This is a genomic window from Nonomuraea coxensis DSM 45129 (assembly GCF_019397265.1).
Classification (GTDB): Bacteria; Actinomycetota; Actinomycetes; order Streptosporangiales; family Streptosporangiaceae; genus Nonomuraea; species Nonomuraea coxensis.
In genome coordinates, this window is sequence record NZ_CP068985.1 from 4276685 (window position 1) to 4294296 (window position 17612).

Below are 17612 nucleotides of genomic sequence, written 5' to 3' on the forward strand. Positions count from 1 at the left end.
AGCCGTGCCAGGACTGCACGAACTCGTCGAGGCGCAGGTCGGGCGCACCCCGGACGCCGTCGCGGCGCTCGACGCCCACGGCGGCCGGCTCACCTACCGCGAGCTCGACCGGCGCGCCAACCAGCTCGCCCGCCACCTGCGCGGCCTCGGCGTCACGCCCGACACGCCCGTGCCGGTCTGCGTGCACCGCGGGCTCGACCTCGTCGTCGCCCTCCAGGGCGTGGCCAAGGCGGGTGGCGCGTACCTGCCGATCGACCCCGACACCCCGCCGGCGCGCGTCGCCCTCATGGTGGGACAGAGCCGCGCCCCGGTCTGCGTCGGCGAGCGCGCCCTCGCCCACCTGCTGCCGGACGGGCCCGCCGCCGTCCTCATGGACGGCGACCGCGACGCCCTCGCCGCCCGCGACGACACGCCGATCGACGCCGGCGTGCGCGACGGCCACCTGGTGTCGATCTACTACACCTCAGGCTCCACCGGCACGCCCAAGGGCGTGGCCAGCACCCACGGCGGCTGGGTCAACCGCATGCGGTGGATGCAGGACGAGCACGGCCTGCGTCCCGGCGAGAGCGTCCTGCACAAGACCACGCTCAGCTTCGACGACGCGGCCGTGGAGCTGTTCTGGCCGCTGTCCACCGGCGGCACGGTCGCGATCCTGCCGCCCGGCGACCACAAGGACCCGGTGGCGCTGCTGGAGGCCGTGCGCTCGTTCGGCGTGGCCGTGGTGCAGTTCGTGCCGAGCATGCTCAGCCTGTTCCTGGAGGCGCACCGGCGCGCCGGGCTGCCGCCGCTGCCGCGCCTGCGGCACGTCGTCTCCAGCGGCGAGGCGCTCACCGCGCCCCTGGCGCTGGCCTTCCACGAGCAGCTCGGCGTGTACGGCTGCCGCCTGCACAACCAGTGGGGCGCCACCGAGGTCTCCATCGACTCCACGCTGCACACCTACGACCCCCACGACCCGTACGCGGGACCCGTCGTCTCCATCGGCCGCCCCTTCACCGGCAACACCGTCCACGTCCTCGGCGAGGACGGCCTCCCGGTCCCCGACGGCGAGCCTGGCGAGCTGTACATCGGCGGGATCGGCCTGGCCCGCGGCTACCACCTGCGGCCCGCCCTGACCGCCGACCGCTTCGTGCCCGACCCGTTCGGCCCGCCCGGAGCCCGGCTCTACCGCACCGGCGACCTCGGCCGCCGCCGCCCCGACGGCGCGCTCGACTACCTCGGCCGCACCGACCACCAGGTCAAGATCCGCGGCGTGCGGATCGAGCTGGGCGAGGTCGAGGCCGCCCTGGAGACGCACCCGGCGGTGCGCCAGGCCGTGGCCGCCGTCTCCGGCGGGCGGCTGCTGGCCTACGTCGTCGGCGACGGGCCCGACCCAGGGGCGCTGCGGGCGTACCTGGCCGACCGGCTGCCGCCGTACCTGATGCCCGCGCAGATCGTCCCGATCGAGCGGGTGCCGCTGACCCCGAACGGCAAGGTGGACCGGGCCGCGCTGCCCGAGCCGGGCGCGCAGCAGGCCGGCGCGGGTGGCGCCGCCGGGCGGGGCCGGCCGCCCGTCAGCGGCACCGAGCGCGCGCTCGCCGCCATCTGGGCCGACGTGCTCGACGTCGAGCAGCCCGGCCTGGACGACAACTTCTTCGAGCTGGGCGGCAACTCGCTGCTCGCCACCCAGGTCATGTTCCGCATCCAGGACGACCTGCGCGTCGACTTCCCGCTCTACCTGATCTTCTCCGCCGAGACGCTGGCGGAGCTGGCCGAGGAGGTCGAGGCCAGCCGCGCCGAGCAGCGCCAGGACACGCCGCCCCCGCTGCCGCGCGCGCCCAGGGACGGCGCGCTGCCGCTGTCGTTCGGGCAGGAGCGGCTGTGGTTCCTGCACCGGCTCGCGCCCTGCTCGACCGCCTACAACGTGCCCACCGCCTGCCGGCTGAGCGGCCGGCTCGACGCCGCCGCGTTCAGCGCCGCCTTCGACCGGCTGGTGGCCAGGCACGAGATCCTGCGCACCCGCTACGTCGAGAACGACGCCGGCGTGCCCGAGGCGCGCATCGACCCGGCCGGCCCCCGCCTGGCCGTCGGCGCCGCCGCCGGCCACGACCGGCTCGCCCGCGAGGAGGCGGCCTCGATCGCGCTGCGCGCCGACTGGGACACGCCCTTCGACCTGGCCAAGGAGGCCCCCGTACGGGCCCGGCTCACCAAGCTGGACGACTACGAGCACGTCTTCTCCATGGTCGTCCACCACATCGCCTACGACGCCGGCTCCGAGCCGGTGTTCTGGCAGGAGCTCGGCACCCTGTACGAGGCCGAGCTGTCCGGCCGTCCCGCCGTCCTGCCCGAGCCCGCCCCCCAGTACGCCGACTACGCCGCCTGGCAGCGCGCCGAGCCCGTCCAGGCCGGGCAGCTCGGCTACTGGCGCACCGCCCTGTCCGGCCTGACCAGGCTCGCGCTGCCCACCGACCGGCCCAGGCCGCCGATGCAGACCTTCACCGGCGACCGCATCTCGTTCCTGCTCCCGGAGCCGCTCACCGAGCGGCTCAGGGGGATCAGCCGCGAGGCCGGGACCACCCTGTTCGCGACGCTGCTGGCCGCCTTCCAGGCCGTGCTCGCGCGGGCGAGCGGCAGCGACGACGTCGCCGTCGGCTCGCCCGTGCCCGGCCGCAACCGGCCCGAGACCGAGCAGATGATCGGCTTCTTCGCCAACACCCTCGTGCTGCGCGTCGACTGCGGCGGCGACCCCTCCTTCGCCGAGCTGCTCGGCCGGGTCAAGCAGGTCGTGCACGGCGCCTACGCCAACCAGGACGTGCCGTTCGAGCACCTGGTGCGTGAGCTGCGCCCGCCCCGCGACCGGGCCGGCATGCCGTTCGTGAACGTCATCTTCAACGGGGTCCCGATCAGCGCGCTGACCAGCGCCGAGGGCGTGCGGCTCGCCCAGCTCACGGTGACCCCCATCGACCTGGCGGCCCGCACCACGGTCGCCGACCTCGTCTGCTCGGTCGCGGAGACCCCGGACTCGATCATCGGCGAGGTCGCCTACAACACCGACCTGTTCGACGGCAGCACCGTCGAAGGGCTGGTGGACGCCTGGACACACCTGCTGGAGGCGGCGGCGCGCGATCCGCTCGGCCCGCTTCCCGCGGTGTGCCCGGCCCCGTCCCTGTGAGACCGCTTCCCGTACCTTCCGCCGCCATCCCTGCCGAACCGCTGAGGACCGCGATGTTGCGCACCATGTTCAAGTCGAAGATCCACCGCGCCACCGTCACGCACGCCGACCTGCACTACGTGGGCTCGCTGACCGTGGACGAGGACCTGATGGAGGCCGCCGACCTGCTGGAGGGCGAGCTCGTCGCGGTCGTGGACGTCACCAACGGCGCCCGCCTGGAGACCTACGTGATCACCGGCGAGCGGGGCAGCGGGGTGATCGGCGTCAACGGCGCGGCCGCCCACCTGGTCGCGCCAGGAGACCTGGTCATCGTGATCGCCTACGGACAGTACGCGCCCGCCGAGCTGCCCGGCCGCCGCCCGCGCGTCGTCCACGTGGACGACGCGAACCGGATCGTCGACCTCGACGCCGACCCGGCCCGCCCGGTGCCGGGCGCCGCCGGCCAGGCCGTGCCCGCGGGCGCGGCGAGGAGGACCCGATGAGCACCACGTACGACGCCGTCTACGCCGCGCTCGCCGAGGACTGGAAGGAACTGCTCGACGTGGAGCGGGTCGGCCCCGGCGACGACTTCTTCGAGCTGGGCGGCCACTCGCTGGTCGCCATCCAGGTCGTCGCGCGGCTGCGCCGCCGGCACGGCGTCGAGGTGCCCGTGGCCGAGGTGTTCGCCCGGCCCACGCCGGCCGAGCTGGCCGCGGCCGTGTGCGAGCTGCTGGAGGCGGGCGATGACCGTCGCAGCGCCTGAGGCGCGGCTGTCGTACGCGCAGGAGCGCCTGTGGCTGCACCACCAGGCGGATCCCGAGTCGGCGGCGTACAACGTGTGCCTGGCGCTGCGGCTGCGCGGCCCGCTCGACGCCGCCGCGCTGGCCGCCGCGCTCGGCGGGGTGGTGGCCAGGCACGAGCCGCTGCGCACGCTCTACACGGCGCACGACGGCCGCCCGGCCGCCACCGTGCTGCCCCCGTCGCCCGTCGAGCTGCCCGTGTGGCCGGCCGGCGGCGAGCGGGAGGCCGCGGCGCTGGCCGCCGCGGCCGCCCGCGAGCCGTTCGACCTGGCGCGCGGCCCCGTGCTGCGGGCCGCGCTGGCCCGGCTGTCGGCGGCCGACCACGTGCTGCTGCTCACCGTGCACCACATCGCGGTGGACGAGTGGTCGCTGAAGGTGCTGCTGGCCGAGCTGGACGCGCTCTACCGGGCGGCGCTCGCCGGCGCCCCCGACCCGCTGCCGCCGCTGCCCGCCAGTTACGCCGAGGTGGTGGCCGCCGAGCGGGCCGCCGACCTGTCGGCCGCCCGCCGCTACTGGCACGCGGCGCTGGCCGGCCTGCCCGCGCTCGACCTGCCTGCCGACGTGCCCGCCACCGCCGATCCCGGGCTGGAGGAGGACCTGGCGGGCGAGGTCGTGCGCTTCACCGTGCCGCCCGCGCTCGCGGCGGCGCTCGGCGCGGTCGCCCGGCGGGCCAGGGTCACCCCGTACATGGCGGGGCTGGCCGCCTTCACCGCGTTCCTCGCCCGTCACTGCGGCCAGGACGACGTCGCCGTCGGCACCACCGTCGCCAACCGCGCGGTGCCGGGCGCCGAGCACCTGGTCGGCGCGTTCTTCAACACCGTCGTCCTGCGCGGCGACGTCTCAGGACGCCCGACCTTCGCCGAGCTGCTGGCCAGGACCAGGGCCCGCTGCCTGGACGCGCTCACCCACCAGCACCTGCCGTACTCGATGCTCGGCGGGACGGGCCGCGCCCCGCTGTTCCGGGTCCTGTTCGAGATGCACGCCGGGGTGCCCGCCCGCACCCGGCTGGGCGACCTGGAGGCCGAGCCGTTCGACTTCCCCGACACCGCCGCCAAGTACGACCTGGCGCTGTCGCTCGTCCCGGCCGGCGACCGCCTGGAGGGCCACCTCACCTACCGCACCGCCCTGTTCGGCCCCGACACGGCGCGGGGGCTCGCGGAGTCGTTCCTGCACCTGCTCGAAGGGCTGGCCGCCGAGCCCGACCGGCCGGTCGGCGACCTGGAGCTGCTGCCGCCCGGCCGGCGCGCCGCCGTGCTGGCGGCCTCCCGGGGCCCGGCCCCGCTCGGCCCGCTCGCGCTGCGCGCCCACGACCTGTTCGAGGAGCAGGCCCGCCGCACCCCGCAGGCCACCGCCGTCGTCTCCGGGCGGGTCCGGCTCAGCTACCGGGAGCTGGACGAGCGCGCCAACCGGATCGCGCACTGGCTGCGCGAGCGCGGCGCCGGCCCCGAACGGGTGGTCGGCGTCCGCATGGAGCGCTCCGACTGGCTCGTCGCCGCGCTGCTCGGCGTGTGGAAGGCCGGGGCGGCGTACCTGCCGCTCGACCCCGGGCTGCCCGCGGAACGGCTGGCGCACATGGTGGCCGACTCCGGCGCCCTGCTGGTTGTGGACGACGCCGCCGAGCTGGCCCGCGCCGTCGCCGGGCGGCCGGCGGGCCCGCCGCGGGACGCCGGGTCAGGGCCCGGCCACCTCGCCTACGTCATCTACACCTCCGGCTCCACCGGGCGGCCCAAGGGCGTGCTGGTGCAGCACCGGGGGCTGGTCAACTTCCTGCGCTGGTGCGTGGCCGCGTACGCGGCGGGCGGGGTCGGCGGTGCACCGCTGTTCTCGTCCGTGGCCTACGACATGGTGGTGCCGAACCTGTTCACGCCGCTGGTCACCGGGCAGGCCGTGCACGTGCTGCCGCACGCGGCCACGCTGGACGAGTTGGGGGAGGAGCTGTCCGGGCGGCCGTACGGGTTCGTCAAGCTCACCCCCGGCCACCTGGAGGTGCTCGCCGGGCAGCTCGACCCCGAGGCGGCGGCCGGGCTGGCGGGTGTGCTCGTGGTCGGCGCCGACGCCTTCCCCAGCAGGGCGCTGGCCTTCTGGCAGGCGCTGGACCCGCCGCCGGTCCTGCTCAACGAGTACGGCCCCACCGAGGCCACCGTCGCCAACTGCGTGCACACCGTCCGCGGCCCCGTCGCCGGCGAGCTCGTCCCCATCGGCAGGCCGATCCCGGGCACCACCATGTACGTGCTGGACGAGGCCATGCGCCCGCTGCCCGCCGGCGTGCCCGGCGAGCTGTACATCGGCGGCGAGTGCGTGGCGCGCGGCTACCACGGGCGGCCGGCGCTGACCGCCGAGCGGTTCGTCCCCGACCCGTACGGCGAGCCAGGCGCGCGGCTCTACCGCACCGGCGACCGCGGCCGGCTGCGCCCCGACGGCGAGTTCGAGTTCCTGGGGCGGCTCGACGACCAGGTCAAGATCCGGGGGCACCGGGTGGAGCCCGGCGAGGTCTCCGCCGCACTCGACGAGGTGCCGGGCGTCAGCGGCTCGGTCGTCGTGGCCGCGCCCGCGCCCGGCGGCGGGTCCCGGCTCGTCGCCTACGTCGTCGGCACCGCGGGCACCGGCGAGATCCGCGCGGCCCTGGCCCGCCGCCTGCCCGGGCACATGATCCCCGCCCAGTACGTGCCGCTGCCGCGCATCCCGCTCAACCGCAACGGCAAGGTGGACCGCTCGGCGCTGCCCCCGCCGCCCGCCGCGCCGTCGCCGGAGGCGGGCCGCGCGCCCCGCACCGGCGTCGAACGGCAGCTCGCCGACCTGGTGGCCGGCGTCCTCGGCGCGGCGCTCGACGACCTCGACCTCGACCAGGACCTGTTCGGGCGGGGCATCGACTCGCTGGGCGCGGTCCGGCTCGTGGCCAAGGTCGAGGAACGGCTGGGCGTGAAGATCAAGCTGCGCCGCTTCCTGGCCGACGCCACCATCGGCGGCCTGGCCAGGCTGGTGAGCTCCGCCCTCCCCGACGCGGCGGACGTCCTGGACCGCATGAACGCGGACCAGGAGGTCCGGCGGGCCGACGCGCCGCGCGACGCGGAGGGCGATGACGCGGCAGGGCCGGTCGTCGTGCGGCTCGGGGGCGGGGGGCCGCTCCCGGCGGACCCGTCGCCCGTCTACTGCGTGCACCCGCTCGGCGGGTCCGCCCACTGCTACGGCGCCCTCGCCGGGCTGCTCGCCGGACGGCGGGCCGTCCACGGGCTGCAGGCCCTGGAGTCCGGGCTGTCCCCGGCGTCGCTGCCCGAGCTGGCCGCCCGCTACGCGGCGGAGATCGCCGCCGCCGGGCCCGGCCCGGTCACGCTGCTCGGCTGGTCGGCCGGCGGAGTGCTGGCGTTCGAGACCGCCCGCGAGCTGACCGGGCTCGGTCATCCGCCCCGGCGGGTGGTCCTGGTCGACTCGGTGCTGCCCGACGCGCTCACGCTCGAACTGCTCGACGACCTCACCGAGCTGGAGGACCTGATCGACCGGGTGGGCGCGCTCGGCCCCGAGCCGGCCGGCCGCCTGCTGGAGGAGTCCGACCTCGGCGTCTTCGACGGCCTGGGCCTGACCCCCGGCCAGGCCGCAGCCTACTACCGCGCCTACGGGCCCGCGCTGCTGCGGCTGTGGCGCGACGGCCTGCGCGGGCTGGCCGACTACCGGCCGCGCAGGTACGCAGGGCCGGTCACGCTGCTGGCCGGCGACCGCAACCCGCGCCGGGTGCGCGACGCCCAGCTCGCCGGCTGGCGGCGCGCCGCCGCCGACCTGGACGTGCACGAGATCCGCGGGGAGCACCACGACCTGCTGCGGCTGCCCGCCGCGGCCCAGATCGTGCCGTTCCTCGACCGGTGAGGGCCACGGGGCGGGCGGCGGTCAGACGACGCCCGCCTTGTGGGCGTACACGGCGGCCTGCAGCCGGTCGCGTACCTGGAGCTTGCTGAGGAGGTTGGAGATGTGGAACTTCACCGTCGCCTCGCTGACGTACAGCTTGGCCGCGATCTCGGTGTTGTTCAGCCCGTCGGCCACCAGCACCAGCACCTCGCGCTCCCGCTCGGTCAGCCCCTCGGCCACCTTGGCCGCCTGGTGGCGGGCGCCCCGCCGGCGGTAGTGGCGCAGGAACATGCTGGCGGCGCGCGGCGCGAGGAACGCCTCGCCCGCCGCCACCGCCCGTACCGCCCAGACCAGCTCGTCCTGGTCGCTGGAGCGCAGCAGGAAGCCGCTCGCCCCGGCCTGGACCGCCTCGAACATCGCGTCGGGCCGCTCGGTCAGGAAGATGGTGCGCACCTGCTCGGCCAGCGGGTCGCCGCCGAGACGGGTGATCACCTGGATGCCGTCGAGGCCGGGCAGCGCCTCGTCGACGATGGCCACGTCGGGCCGCAGCCCGCGGGCCTTGGCGACCGCCTCGAAGCCGTCGCCGGCCTCGCCGGCCACCCTGACGCCCGCGTCCGTCTCCAGCACCGAACGCAGCGCGGTGCGCAGCAGCCGCTCCGGGTAGCACAGCAGGACCCGGACCGCCGTCATGCGCCCGCCTCCAGGGCGACGCGCCGGGTCACGGCGAGGCCGGGCAGCGGCGCGCCGCTGGTGACGAGCACGCCGGTGAACCCGAGCGCCAGCAGCGGGCGGACCTGGGCCGCCGACGCCGCGCCGTCGGCCAGCAGCAGGCAGCGCTGCCCGCCGAGCGTGCGGTCCAGGTGCTCACGGCGTACGGCGGCGCGCAGCTCCTCCGGCTCGCGCCGGTCGGCGGCGAGGTCCACGAAGACGGCCCGCACGCCCAGCCGGACCCGCAGCACATGCGCGCACTGCACGGCGAACGTGGTCCGCCCGGCGCCCGTCCCGAGAGCGCCGGTCCCCGGGGCGCCGGTCACGGCCACCACGGCGGGCTCCCCGCCGCCGGAGGCCGCCGAGACCGTCTCCTCCACCTCGCGCAGCAGCGGCACCAGGGCCAGCGGCACCACGTCGCTCACCGCCGGCGGCTCCCAGGGCGGCGGCGCGAACGGCGGGGCGGCGGGCACGCGCCGCAGCCCGGTCTCGAACGTCACCCGGTCCTCGCCGCTCAGCTCCAGGGCCGTGGCCAGGCGCAGGATCGACGTACGGTGCGGGAACCGGGTCCGCCCCCGCTCCAGGTCGCGCAGCGCGCGCACGCTCATCCGGGCGCGCTCGGCCAGCTCCTCCTGCGTGAGCCTGGCCCGGTCCCGATGCGTGCGCAGCAGCCGGGCGAAGAGCTGGCTGTCGGACAACAAGCTGTCGGACAACAGTGCGGCCGTCACAGGTCCTCCCGTCCCAACACGATGGACAAACCGTACGAAGGCCGCGTTATCGGTGAACATTGCCCCGGTTACCGGGGCGATATCGCCGGTCATTCTTCCTGGCCCGGCCATCGCGCCGCTGGCACGGTGAGCCCATGCTCCCCACAGGACGAATAGAGCGCGCGCCCGCCGCGCTGCTGGAGGAGGCGGTGCTGGCGCAGCGGTTCGACTGGGAGGCGCGCCAGCTGCTGCGGCACTACGTCTGGATCGAACTGGCGCACCTCGCCGAGTACGCCCGCATGGGCCTGCTCGACGCGGACGCCGCCGGGCGCGTCCGCGCGGCCCTGCTGGACCTCACCCCCGGCGACCTCGCGGCCGAGCGTACGGCCGCCATGTCCGACCCCCTGTTCGCGCTGGAACGCGCCGTGCAGTCCCGCCTCCCCGAGGGGACGGCCCCCGCCTGGCACGTGGACCGCAGCCGCAACGACGTACAGGCGTGCGCGCAGCTCATGCTGGGCCGCGAACGCCTGCAGGCCACCGCGGCCGGCGTCCGCGAGCTGGCCCGCACCGCCGTACGGGTGGCCGCCGGGCACACCACCTCCCTCATGCCCGGCTACACCCAGCACCAGAGCGCCCACCCCGTCACGCTCGGCTTCTACCTGGCCGCGCTCGCCGAGGCGGCCACCGGCGCGGCCGAGTCCATGAACGCCCTCGCCGACGCCGTCAACCTCTGCCCGCTCGGCGCCGGCGCCCTCGCCGGCCTCGAACTCCCGTGGGACCGGCGCCGGCTGGCGGACGCCCTCGGCTTCGCCGCCCCCCAGCCGCACGCGCTCACCTCCGTCGCCTCCCGCGCGTGGGTGCTGCGCTCGGCCGCCGAGCTGGCGGTGCTCGGCACCACGCTGAGCCGCTTCCTCACCGACCTGCTGTGGTGGAGCGGCGCGAGCTGCCGCTTCCTCGACCTGCCCGACGAGCTGGCCGGCATCTCCTCGGCCATGCCCCACAAGCGCAACTTCCCGGTGCTCGAACGCGCCCGCGGCATGACCGGCCACCTCGTCGGCCTGGCCACCGACCTGATGATCGGCCAGCGCAACACCGGCTACACCAACCTCGTCGAGGTCTCCAAGGAGAGCACCCGCTTCCTGGAGGACCTCTTCAGCACCGGCGACACCATGCTGCGCCTGACCGAGACCGCCGTCGCCGGGCTGCGCCTCCGCGCCGGCCGGGCCGCCCGCGCCGCGGGCGCGGAGCCGTCCACCACCTCCACCGTGGCCAACCGGCTCACCCTGGAGCACGGCGTCCCCGCCAGGACCGCCCAGGTCGCCGTGGGCCGGTGGATCGCCGCCGCCGCCCGCGGGCTCGGCGAGGACGCCGAGCTGACCCCCGGCCTGCTCACCGCCGCCGGCCTCACGGCCGCGTGCGCCGCGCTCGGCCACGACGTGCCGCCCGACGAGCCGCGGCTGCGCGCCGACCTGGACGCAGCGACCTCGCTGGAACGCCGGGTCACCGACGGCTCCACCCGCCCGGACCGGGTCGAGCGACTGCTGGCCGAGACCACCGACCGCCTAGCCGCCGCCGACCTCGCCGCGGCCACCCACACCGCCCGCCTCCAGTCCGCCCACCACCGGACCACCCTTGCCACCCCCACCGCCCCCATCCCCACCGCCGTCCCCACTCCCAGCTTCACCGGCGTCCCCACCCCCAGCCTCAACACACCGGACGCGGAGCGGCCGTCATGACCATCCACCTCCAAGCCGCAGGACGGGCCGCCGGCGGACGATCGGGAGGCGTGGGCCGGGGCCGCGCCCCCGGCACCTTCGGCGAGCTGCTGCAGGGCATCCTGCGCCCCGGCACCGACTTCCTCGTCACCTTCCCCGTCGACCTCTACGTGGAGGCCGCCTTCGAGCCCGACCCGCAGCTCGACCAGGTGATCGTCTCCCCGCCGCACAAGGCGAAGTCGCAGCGCCTGGCCACCGCGATCCTCGCCCACTATGAGGCGCCCCCCGGCGGCTGGCTCATGATCAACAGCGCGCTGCCCGAGGGCAAGGGCATGGCCAGCTCCACCGCCGACCTCGTGGCCACCGCCCGCGCGGTGGACGCCGCCTTCCGGCTCAAGCTGCCCAACCGGCTGCTGCAACGGCTGATGGCCGGGATCGAGCCGTCCGACGGCGTCATGCACCCCGGGATCACCGCGTTCTTCCACCGCGAGGTCAGGCTGCACCGCCGGATGGGCGCCCTGCCGCAGCTCACCATCGCCGGCATCGACGACGGCGACGACGCGGACAGCGCCGCCACCGTGGACACCGTCGCCTTCAACCGCACCCGCAAGCCCATCCCCGCGCACTGGGCCGACCGCTACGGCCAGCTCCTGGAGGAGCTGACGGCCGCCGTGCACGACAGAGACCTCGCCGCCGTCGGCCGGGTCTCCTCCGCCAGCGCCCGCCTGTTCCAGACCTTCAACGCCAAGCCCCACCTCGCCGAGGTCGAGGAGATCGGCCGCGACGTCGGCGCGCTGGGCGTCGTCGTCGGGCACAGCGGCACCTGCCTGGGCCTCCTGCTGTCCCGCGACGACCCGCGGCACGGGACGCAGCTCGCCCGCGCACTCAACGAACTGGAGCGGCTGGGACGGCCGCTCATCGTCTGCAGGAGCACGAGCCGAGCATGAGACAGAACGACCCGAACCCCGCCCCCATCCCCGCCCCGAACCCCGCCTGGGCGTCGACCCTGCGCGCCGACGCCGTGGACGCCATCGGCCGCACCCCGTTGCTGCTGCTGCGCCCCGGCGGCGGCGCCCCCGTGTACGCCAAGCTGGAGCTGGCCAACCCGTACGGCATGAAGGACCGGGTCGCCAAGCAGTCGATCCTCGCCGCCCGCGCCGACGGCACGCTGCGCGAGGGCGGCCTCGTCGTCGAGAGCTCCTCCGGCACCCTCGCCATGGGCGTGGCGCTGGTCGGCGGCTACCTCGGCCACCCGGTGCACATCGTCACCGACCCCCGCATGGACGCCATCACCAAGGCCAAGCTGGCGGCGCTCGGCGCGACGCTCGACGTGGTGCCCGCCATGACGGCCAACGGCTGGCAGAGCGCCCGCCTGGAGCGGCTGCGCGCCGTCATGGCCGCGAACCCGGGCGCGTTCTGGCCCCGCCAGTACGACAACCCGCAGAACCCCGCCGCCTACGAGGCCCTCGCCGCCGAGCTGACCGCCGAGCTGCCCCGCGTGGACGTGCTCGTCGGCCCGGTCGGCAGCGGCGGCTCCCTCTGCGGGACGGCCCGCGCGCTCCGCCGCGCCAACCCCGGCCTGCGCGTCGTCGCCGTGGACGCGGCGGGCAGCGTCATCTTCGGCCAGCCCGACGAGCCGCGCAGGCTGCAGAGCGGCCTCGGCAACAGCCTCGTGCCGGCCAACGTCGACTTCTCCGTCATCGACGAGGTGCACTGGCTGTCGGACCGGGAGGCGTTCGCCGCGACGCTGGAGCTGGCCGCCCGCGAGACGGTCTTCGCGGGCAACAGCTCCGGCTCGGCGTACGTGGTGGCCCGCTGGCTGGCCGCCCGCCTCGGCCCGTCCGCCACCGTCGTGGTCATCTTCCCCGACCGCGGCGACCGGTACGCCCACACCATCTACGACCCCGCCTACCGGGCCGCGCACGGCCTGACGGACCTGCGCCCGCCCGTGGCCCCCCGCCGCATCGGCCTCGCCGACACCGCCGAGAGCTGGTCGTACGCCACGCTCGGCCGCGAACGGGAGTACGCATGAACCTGGTCTTCGTCGAGTCCAACACCACCGGGTCCGGCATGCTGGCCCTCCGCAGGGCCGCCGCCCTCGGCCTGACCCCGGTGCTGGCCACGGCCGACCCCTCCCGCTACCGCGGGCTGGCCGCGACGGGAGCGCGGACGCTCGTCTGCGACACCGGCGGCGACGGCCTGGCCGGGACGCTGCGCGAGCAGGTCGGCGACCTCGCCGGCGTCACCACCACCAGCGAGTTCTACGTCACGCTCGCCGCCCGCGCCGCCGCCGAGCTGGGCCTGCCGGGCAACCCCCCGCAGGCCATGGCCGCCTGCCGCGACAAGGGCAGGACGCGGCGGCTGCTGGCCGCCGCCCGGCTGCCGTCGCCGGTCTTCCGGTTCGTCGACGGCCGCGGCGACCTGAAGACACAGGTGCTGGCCGCCCTGTCGTGCATCGCCCTGCCCTGCGTGGTCAAACCGGTGGACGACACCGGCTCCTACGGCGTGCGGCTCTGCTCGACCGCCCACGAGGCGGTGGCCGCCGTCGAGGCGATCGTGCGCGCGCCCGTCAACGTACGCGGCCAGCCCGCCGCCGCGACCGCCCTGGTGGAGGGCTACCTGAGCGGCCCCGAGTTCAGCCTGGAGATGCTCAGCTCGGGGGAGCGGCACGAGTGCGCCGGCATCGTCGCCAAACGGGTGACCAGCCCGCCCCACTTCGTCGAGCGCGGGCACGTCTTCCCCGCGCCGCTGCCCGCGCCCGACGCCGCCACCCTCGTCGAGACCGCCCGCCGTGCCCTCACCGCCGTCGGCGTCACGCACGGCGTCACGCACGTCGAGATGAAGCTCATCGACGGCCGCGGCTACGTCGTGGAGATCAACGCCCGCCCGGCCGGCGGCATGATCCCCGCCGTGATCGCCCGCTCCTGCGGCTTCGACCTGCTGGACGCGCACCTGCGGGCCGCCGTCGGCCTGCCGTACCCGTCGCTGCCCGAGGCGTTCACGCCGACCGGGATCGCGTTCCTGCTGGCCCCCGAGTGCCTGAACGGCCAGGAGGCGGTCCTGCGGGAGGTGCGGGGCGTACGCGAGGCGCGGCGGGTGCCCGGCGTGGCCGAGGTGACCGTCACCGCCGCCCCCGGCGCGCGGGTCCGCGCCGCCCGCAGCAGCTACGACCGGCTCGGCTACGCCATCGCCGGCGCCCCGACCCACGCCGGGCTCGACCGGGCGCTGGAACGGGCGCTCTCCAGCCTCAAGCTCACGCTCGACCCGACGAGGGGATCCGCATGACCACACTGACCGGCCCTCCGGCCCCCGCCTCCGCCGGGGAGCGCGGCACGTACGTGGAGCTGCGCAGCGACACCTTCACCCTGCCGACGCCCGCGATGCTGGAAGCCGCCGCGAGCGCCCCGCTCGGCGACGACGTCTACGGCGAGGACCCCACCGTGGCCCGCCTGGAACGGCTGGCCGCCGGCCTGCTCGGCAAGGACGCCGCCTGCCTCATGCCGAGCGGCACCATGGCCAACCTGGCGGCCGTGCTCGCGCACTGCCCGCGCGGCGGCAAGGCCGTCGTGGGCCGCGAGTCCGACCTCTACGTGTACGAGGCGGGCGGCGCCTCCGTGTGCGGCGGCGTCGTGTACGAGCCGCTGCCCAACCAGCCCGACGGCACGATCCTGCTGTCCGACCTGGAGGAGGCGCTGACCGTGGACCGCGCCGACCCGCAGTTCGCGGTGCCCGCCCTGGTCGCGCTGGAGAGCCCGCAGAACCGGTGCGGCGGGGTGCCCGTCGGCCCCGCCTACCTCGCCGAGGCGGCCGGGCTGGCCCGGCGGCACGGGGCCGCGCTGCACCTGGACGGCGCCCGGCTGTTCAACGCGGCCACGGCGCTCGGGGTCACCCCGGCCGAGCTCGCCGCGCCCGCCGACACCGTGCAGATCTGCCTGTCGAAGGGCCTGTGCGCGCCGATCGGCTCGCTGCTCGTGGGCGAGGCGGGCGCGATCGGGCGGGCGCGGCGGATCCGCAAGCTGCTCGGCGGCGGCATGCGGCAGGCCGGCGTCATCGCCGCCTGCGGCATCCTCGCCCTCACCGAGATGACCGGCCGGCTGGCCGAGGACCACGAGAACGCCGCCCGGCTGGCGCGCGGCCTGTCCGGCCTGCCCGGCCTGGAGCTGGATCCCGGCCCGCCGGCCACGAACATGGTGTTCTTCCGCGTCCGGGACCCGCGCCACACCACCCGCTCGTTCATCGACGCCGCCCGGGAGCGCGGCGTACGGATGGAGGAGCTGGGCCACGGCCGCATCCGCGCCGTCACCCACGCCGGCGTCACCACCACCGACATCGACCACACCGTGAACGTCCTCCGCGCCCTGCTCACCCCGCCCGTCCCGACGCCGGGGGGTGGGCGGTGAGTGGGCTGGGGCGGGGGTTCCGGTTTCTGTGGGGGTCGGCGGGGGCGTCGAACCTGGCCGACGGCCTGCTGCTGGTCGGCGTGCCGCTGCTGGCCGTCTCCCTGACCCGCTCCCCGCTGCTGATCTCCCTGGTGAGCGCGGCGGCCACGGCCCCGTGGCTGCTGCTGGCGCTGCCGGCGGGCGCGCTCGCCGACCGCCACGACCGGCGCACGATCATGATCCTGGCCGCGTGGACGCGCGCCGCCGTCCTGGCCGGGGCCGCGCTCGCCGCCTGGCTCGGGCTGCTCGACCTGCCCCTGCTCGTCGCGGCCGTGCTGCTCGCCGGGGCGGGGGAGGTGTTCGCGGACACCGCGGCCCAGTCGGTGCTGCCCGCCACGGTGGGCCGCGACCGGCTGGCCGCGGCCAACGGCCGCCTGACGGCCGTGCAGACCCTCGGCAACCACTTCCTCGGCGCGCCGCTGGCGGGGGTGCTCGCGGCGCTCGGCGCGTACCTCGTCTTCGGCGGCGCCGCGCTGCTGTACGCGCTGGCGGCGCTGCTGCTCCTCGGCCTGCGCGGCAGGTTCGCCGCCGGGCAGGACACCACGGGGGCGCGGCTGCGTGACGACATCCGTGTGGGGCTGCGCCACCTCGGCGGGCACGCCGCGCTGCGCGGCCTGGCGGCGTTCACCGGGCTCAGCAACCTGGCCAACGGGGCGTACTTCGCGGTGTTCGTGCTGTGGGTGGTCGGCCCGGGCTCCCGGGTCGGCCTCACCCCTCAGACCTACGGCCTGGTCGCGACCACGCTCGCGGTCGGCGCGGTGCTCGGCTCGGTGCTGGCCGCCCCGCTCGCCGCCCTGGCGGGGGAGGCGCGGGCCCTGCTGGCGGTCACGACGGCCGGCGCCGCGCTGCTGCTCGTCCCGCTGCTGGCTCCCGTCCCCGCGGCGGTGTTCGCCGCCGCGGCGGGGATCGGCGCCGCCAACGCCGTCACCAACGTGGTCGCCGTGTCGCTGCGCCAGCGCCTGATCCCCGAGCACCTGCTCGGCCGGGTGAACGCCGCCTGCCGGCTCATCGGCAACGGCGCGATGCCGATCGGGGCCGCCGCCGCCGGCGCGCTCGGGACCGTGGCGGGCGTCCCCGCGGTCTTCTGGACCGCCGCCGCCCTCACCGCCGTCGCCGCCGTCGTCGTCCTGACCCAGGTCGGACCCGAGGAGACGGCCCCGCCGCGAAGCGCCCCTGGCCCCCGCGTGGCTTCTGCGGGAGAGTAGGACAAGATCGGCACAGGAGGAGGCGGCAGTGCGGCTCGGATTCAGCATCGGCACCCTCGGCCCCGTGGCGGCCGGCCACGACGCCCAGCTCACGCTGGTGCGCGAGGCCGAACGGCTCGGCTACGACTCGGTGTGGGCGTCGGAGGGCTACGGCGTCGACCCGGTGACCACGATGGCCTGGCTGGCGGCCGGAACCGAGCGCATCGCCCTCGGCACCGGCGTGCTCCAGGTGACCGGCCGCACCGCGATCGCGGCGGCGATGGCCGCGACCACGGTCGACCGCATCTCGGGCGGCCGGTTCCTGCTCGGGCTCGGCGCGTCCGGCCCGCAGGTGGCCGAGGGCTGGCACGGCCAGCGCTACGAGCGGCCCCTGGCCCACCTGCGCGACTATGTCGCCGTCGTCCGCACCGCGCTCGCGGGCCGCCCGGTCGAGCACGCCGGCCCCGAGATCGTGCTGCCGCTGCCGGACAGCCGGGGCAAGGCGCTGAGCATGACGGTCTCGCCCGTCCAGCGGCCGCTGCCCGTTCACCTGGCCGCGATGGGGCCGAAGGCGGTCGCGCTGGCGGGGGAGATCGCCGAGGGCTGGCTGCCCATCCACTTCCCGCCCGAGCACCTCGCCGAGACGATGGAGCACCTGCGCGCCGGAGCGGCCCGCGCCGGCCGGGACGCCTCCCGGGTGGAGGTCTCGCCGATGGTCATGGCCATGGTCGACGACGACGCCGACTACGCCCGAGACCTGGTCCGGCCGATGCTCGCGCTCTACCTCGGCGGCATGGGCACCCGGCAGGTCAATTTCTACAACCGGCTGGCGCACCGCCTCGGGTTCGGCCCGGCGGCGGCCCGCGTGCGCGACGCCTACCTCGACGGCGACCTCGGCGAGGCGATGGAGGAGGTGCCCGACGACCTCGTGGACGCCCTGACGCTGTGCGGCACGCCCGCGCGGGTGCGCGAGCGGCTGGAGGACTACCGCAAGGCGGGCGCGACCCGGCTCATCGTCGGGCTGAACGCGCCCACCGTGGAGGACCGCGCCGACCAGCTCGGCTGGCTGGCCGAGCTCAACGCCTGAGCCCGGCC

General features: G+C 76.2%; 13 protein-coding genes. 11 read left to right on the forward strand and 2 right to left on the reverse strand.

Annotated features, from left to right (window positions below; genetic code table 11):
* The first annotated feature begins 4 nt into the window (after window positions 1-4).
* The 4 genes from Nocox_RS19995 to Nocox_RS20010 are packed head-to-tail and all read left to right on the forward strand — an operon-like array spanning window position 5 to window position 7785.
* Window positions 5-3148, forward strand: coding sequence for a non-ribosomal peptide synthetase (locus Nocox_RS19995; protein WP_020542787.1), 3144 nt, complete (start codon window positions 5-7; stop codon window positions 3146-3148).
* A 53-nt stretch (window positions 3149-3201) separates the two neighbouring features.
* Entirely contained in the window at window positions 3202-3630 is a 429-nt protein-coding gene (gene panD / locus Nocox_RS20000; RefSeq protein WP_020542786.1) for an aspartate 1-decarboxylase, read from the forward strand.
* Complete coding sequence (locus Nocox_RS20005; RefSeq protein ID WP_020542785.1) at window positions 3627-3890, forward strand: phosphopantetheine-binding protein; 264 nt, start codon at window positions 3627-3629, stop codon at window positions 3888-3890. Before panD ends, Nocox_RS20005 begins: the two co-directional genes overlap by 4 nt.
* Window positions 3871-7785 (forward strand): non-ribosomal peptide synthetase, encoded by a 3915-nt coding sequence (locus Nocox_RS20010; RefSeq protein WP_020542784.1) that lies wholly within the window; start codon window positions 3871-3873, stop codon window positions 7783-7785. Before Nocox_RS20005 ends, Nocox_RS20010 begins: the two co-directional genes overlap by 20 nt.
* 21 nt (window positions 7786-7806) lie before the next feature.
* Here the strand turns inward: Nocox_RS20010 and Nocox_RS20015 are convergent, their stop codons facing one another.
* Window positions 7807-8454, reverse strand: a complete 648-nt coding sequence (locus Nocox_RS20015) for a LuxR C-terminal-related transcriptional regulator (RefSeq protein ID WP_020542783.1) — start codon at window positions 8452-8454, stop codon at window positions 7807-7809.
* A complete protein-coding gene (locus Nocox_RS43710) occupies window positions 8451-9200 on the reverse strand; it encodes a helix-turn-helix domain-containing protein (protein WP_157382997.1) in 750 nt (249 codons plus the stop codon). Before Nocox_RS43710 ends, Nocox_RS20015 begins: the two co-directional genes overlap by 4 nt.
* 134 nt (window positions 9201-9334) lie before the next feature.
* On the opposite strand from Nocox_RS43710, the gene Nocox_RS20025 reads away from it, so the two are divergent.
* The 7 genes from Nocox_RS20025 to Nocox_RS20055 are packed head-to-tail and all read left to right on the forward strand — an operon-like array spanning window position 9335 to window position 17604.
* The gene (locus Nocox_RS20025; protein WP_084685577.1) at window positions 9335-10915 is read left to right on the forward strand and encodes a lyase family protein; all 1581 of its coding nucleotides are present in this window, start codon (window positions 9335-9337) and stop codon (window positions 10913-10915) included.
* The gene (locus tag Nocox_RS20030; protein ID WP_063711621.1) at window positions 10912-11841 is read left to right on the forward strand and encodes a GHMP family kinase ATP-binding protein; all 930 of its coding nucleotides are present in this window, start codon (window positions 10912-10914) and stop codon (window positions 11839-11841) included. Before Nocox_RS20025 ends, Nocox_RS20030 begins: the two co-directional genes overlap by 4 nt.
* On the forward strand, window positions 11838-12926 hold the full coding sequence (locus Nocox_RS20035; protein WP_211212623.1) for a PLP-dependent cysteine synthase family protein: 1089 nt from the start codon (window positions 11838-11840) through the stop codon (window positions 12924-12926). The genes Nocox_RS20030 and Nocox_RS20035 overlap by 4 nt, the downstream gene beginning before the upstream one ends.
* Window positions 12923-14179: an ATP-grasp domain-containing protein gene (locus Nocox_RS20040; protein ID WP_026214257.1), complete on the forward strand. Its 1257-nt coding sequence runs from the start codon at window positions 12923-12925 to the stop codon at window positions 14177-14179. The genes Nocox_RS20035 and Nocox_RS20040 overlap by 4 nt, the downstream gene beginning before the upstream one ends.
* The gene (locus Nocox_RS20045; protein WP_020542779.1) at window positions 14176-15294 is read left to right on the forward strand and encodes a GntG family PLP-dependent aldolase; all 1119 of its coding nucleotides are present in this window, start codon (window positions 14176-14178) and stop codon (window positions 15292-15294) included. Before Nocox_RS20040 ends, Nocox_RS20045 begins: the two co-directional genes overlap by 4 nt.
* Entirely contained in the window at window positions 15291-16538 is a 1248-nt protein-coding gene (locus Nocox_RS20050; RefSeq protein WP_020542778.1) for an MFS transporter, read from the forward strand. The genes Nocox_RS20045 and Nocox_RS20050 overlap by 4 nt, the downstream gene beginning before the upstream one ends.
* 28 nt (window positions 16539-16566) lie before the next feature.
* The gene (locus Nocox_RS20055) at window positions 16567-17604 is read left to right on the forward strand and encodes an LLM class flavin-dependent oxidoreductase (protein ID WP_020542777.1); all 1038 of its coding nucleotides are present in this window, start codon (window positions 16567-16569) and stop codon (window positions 17602-17604) included.
* The last annotated feature ends 8 nt before the right edge of the window (window positions 17605-17612 follow it).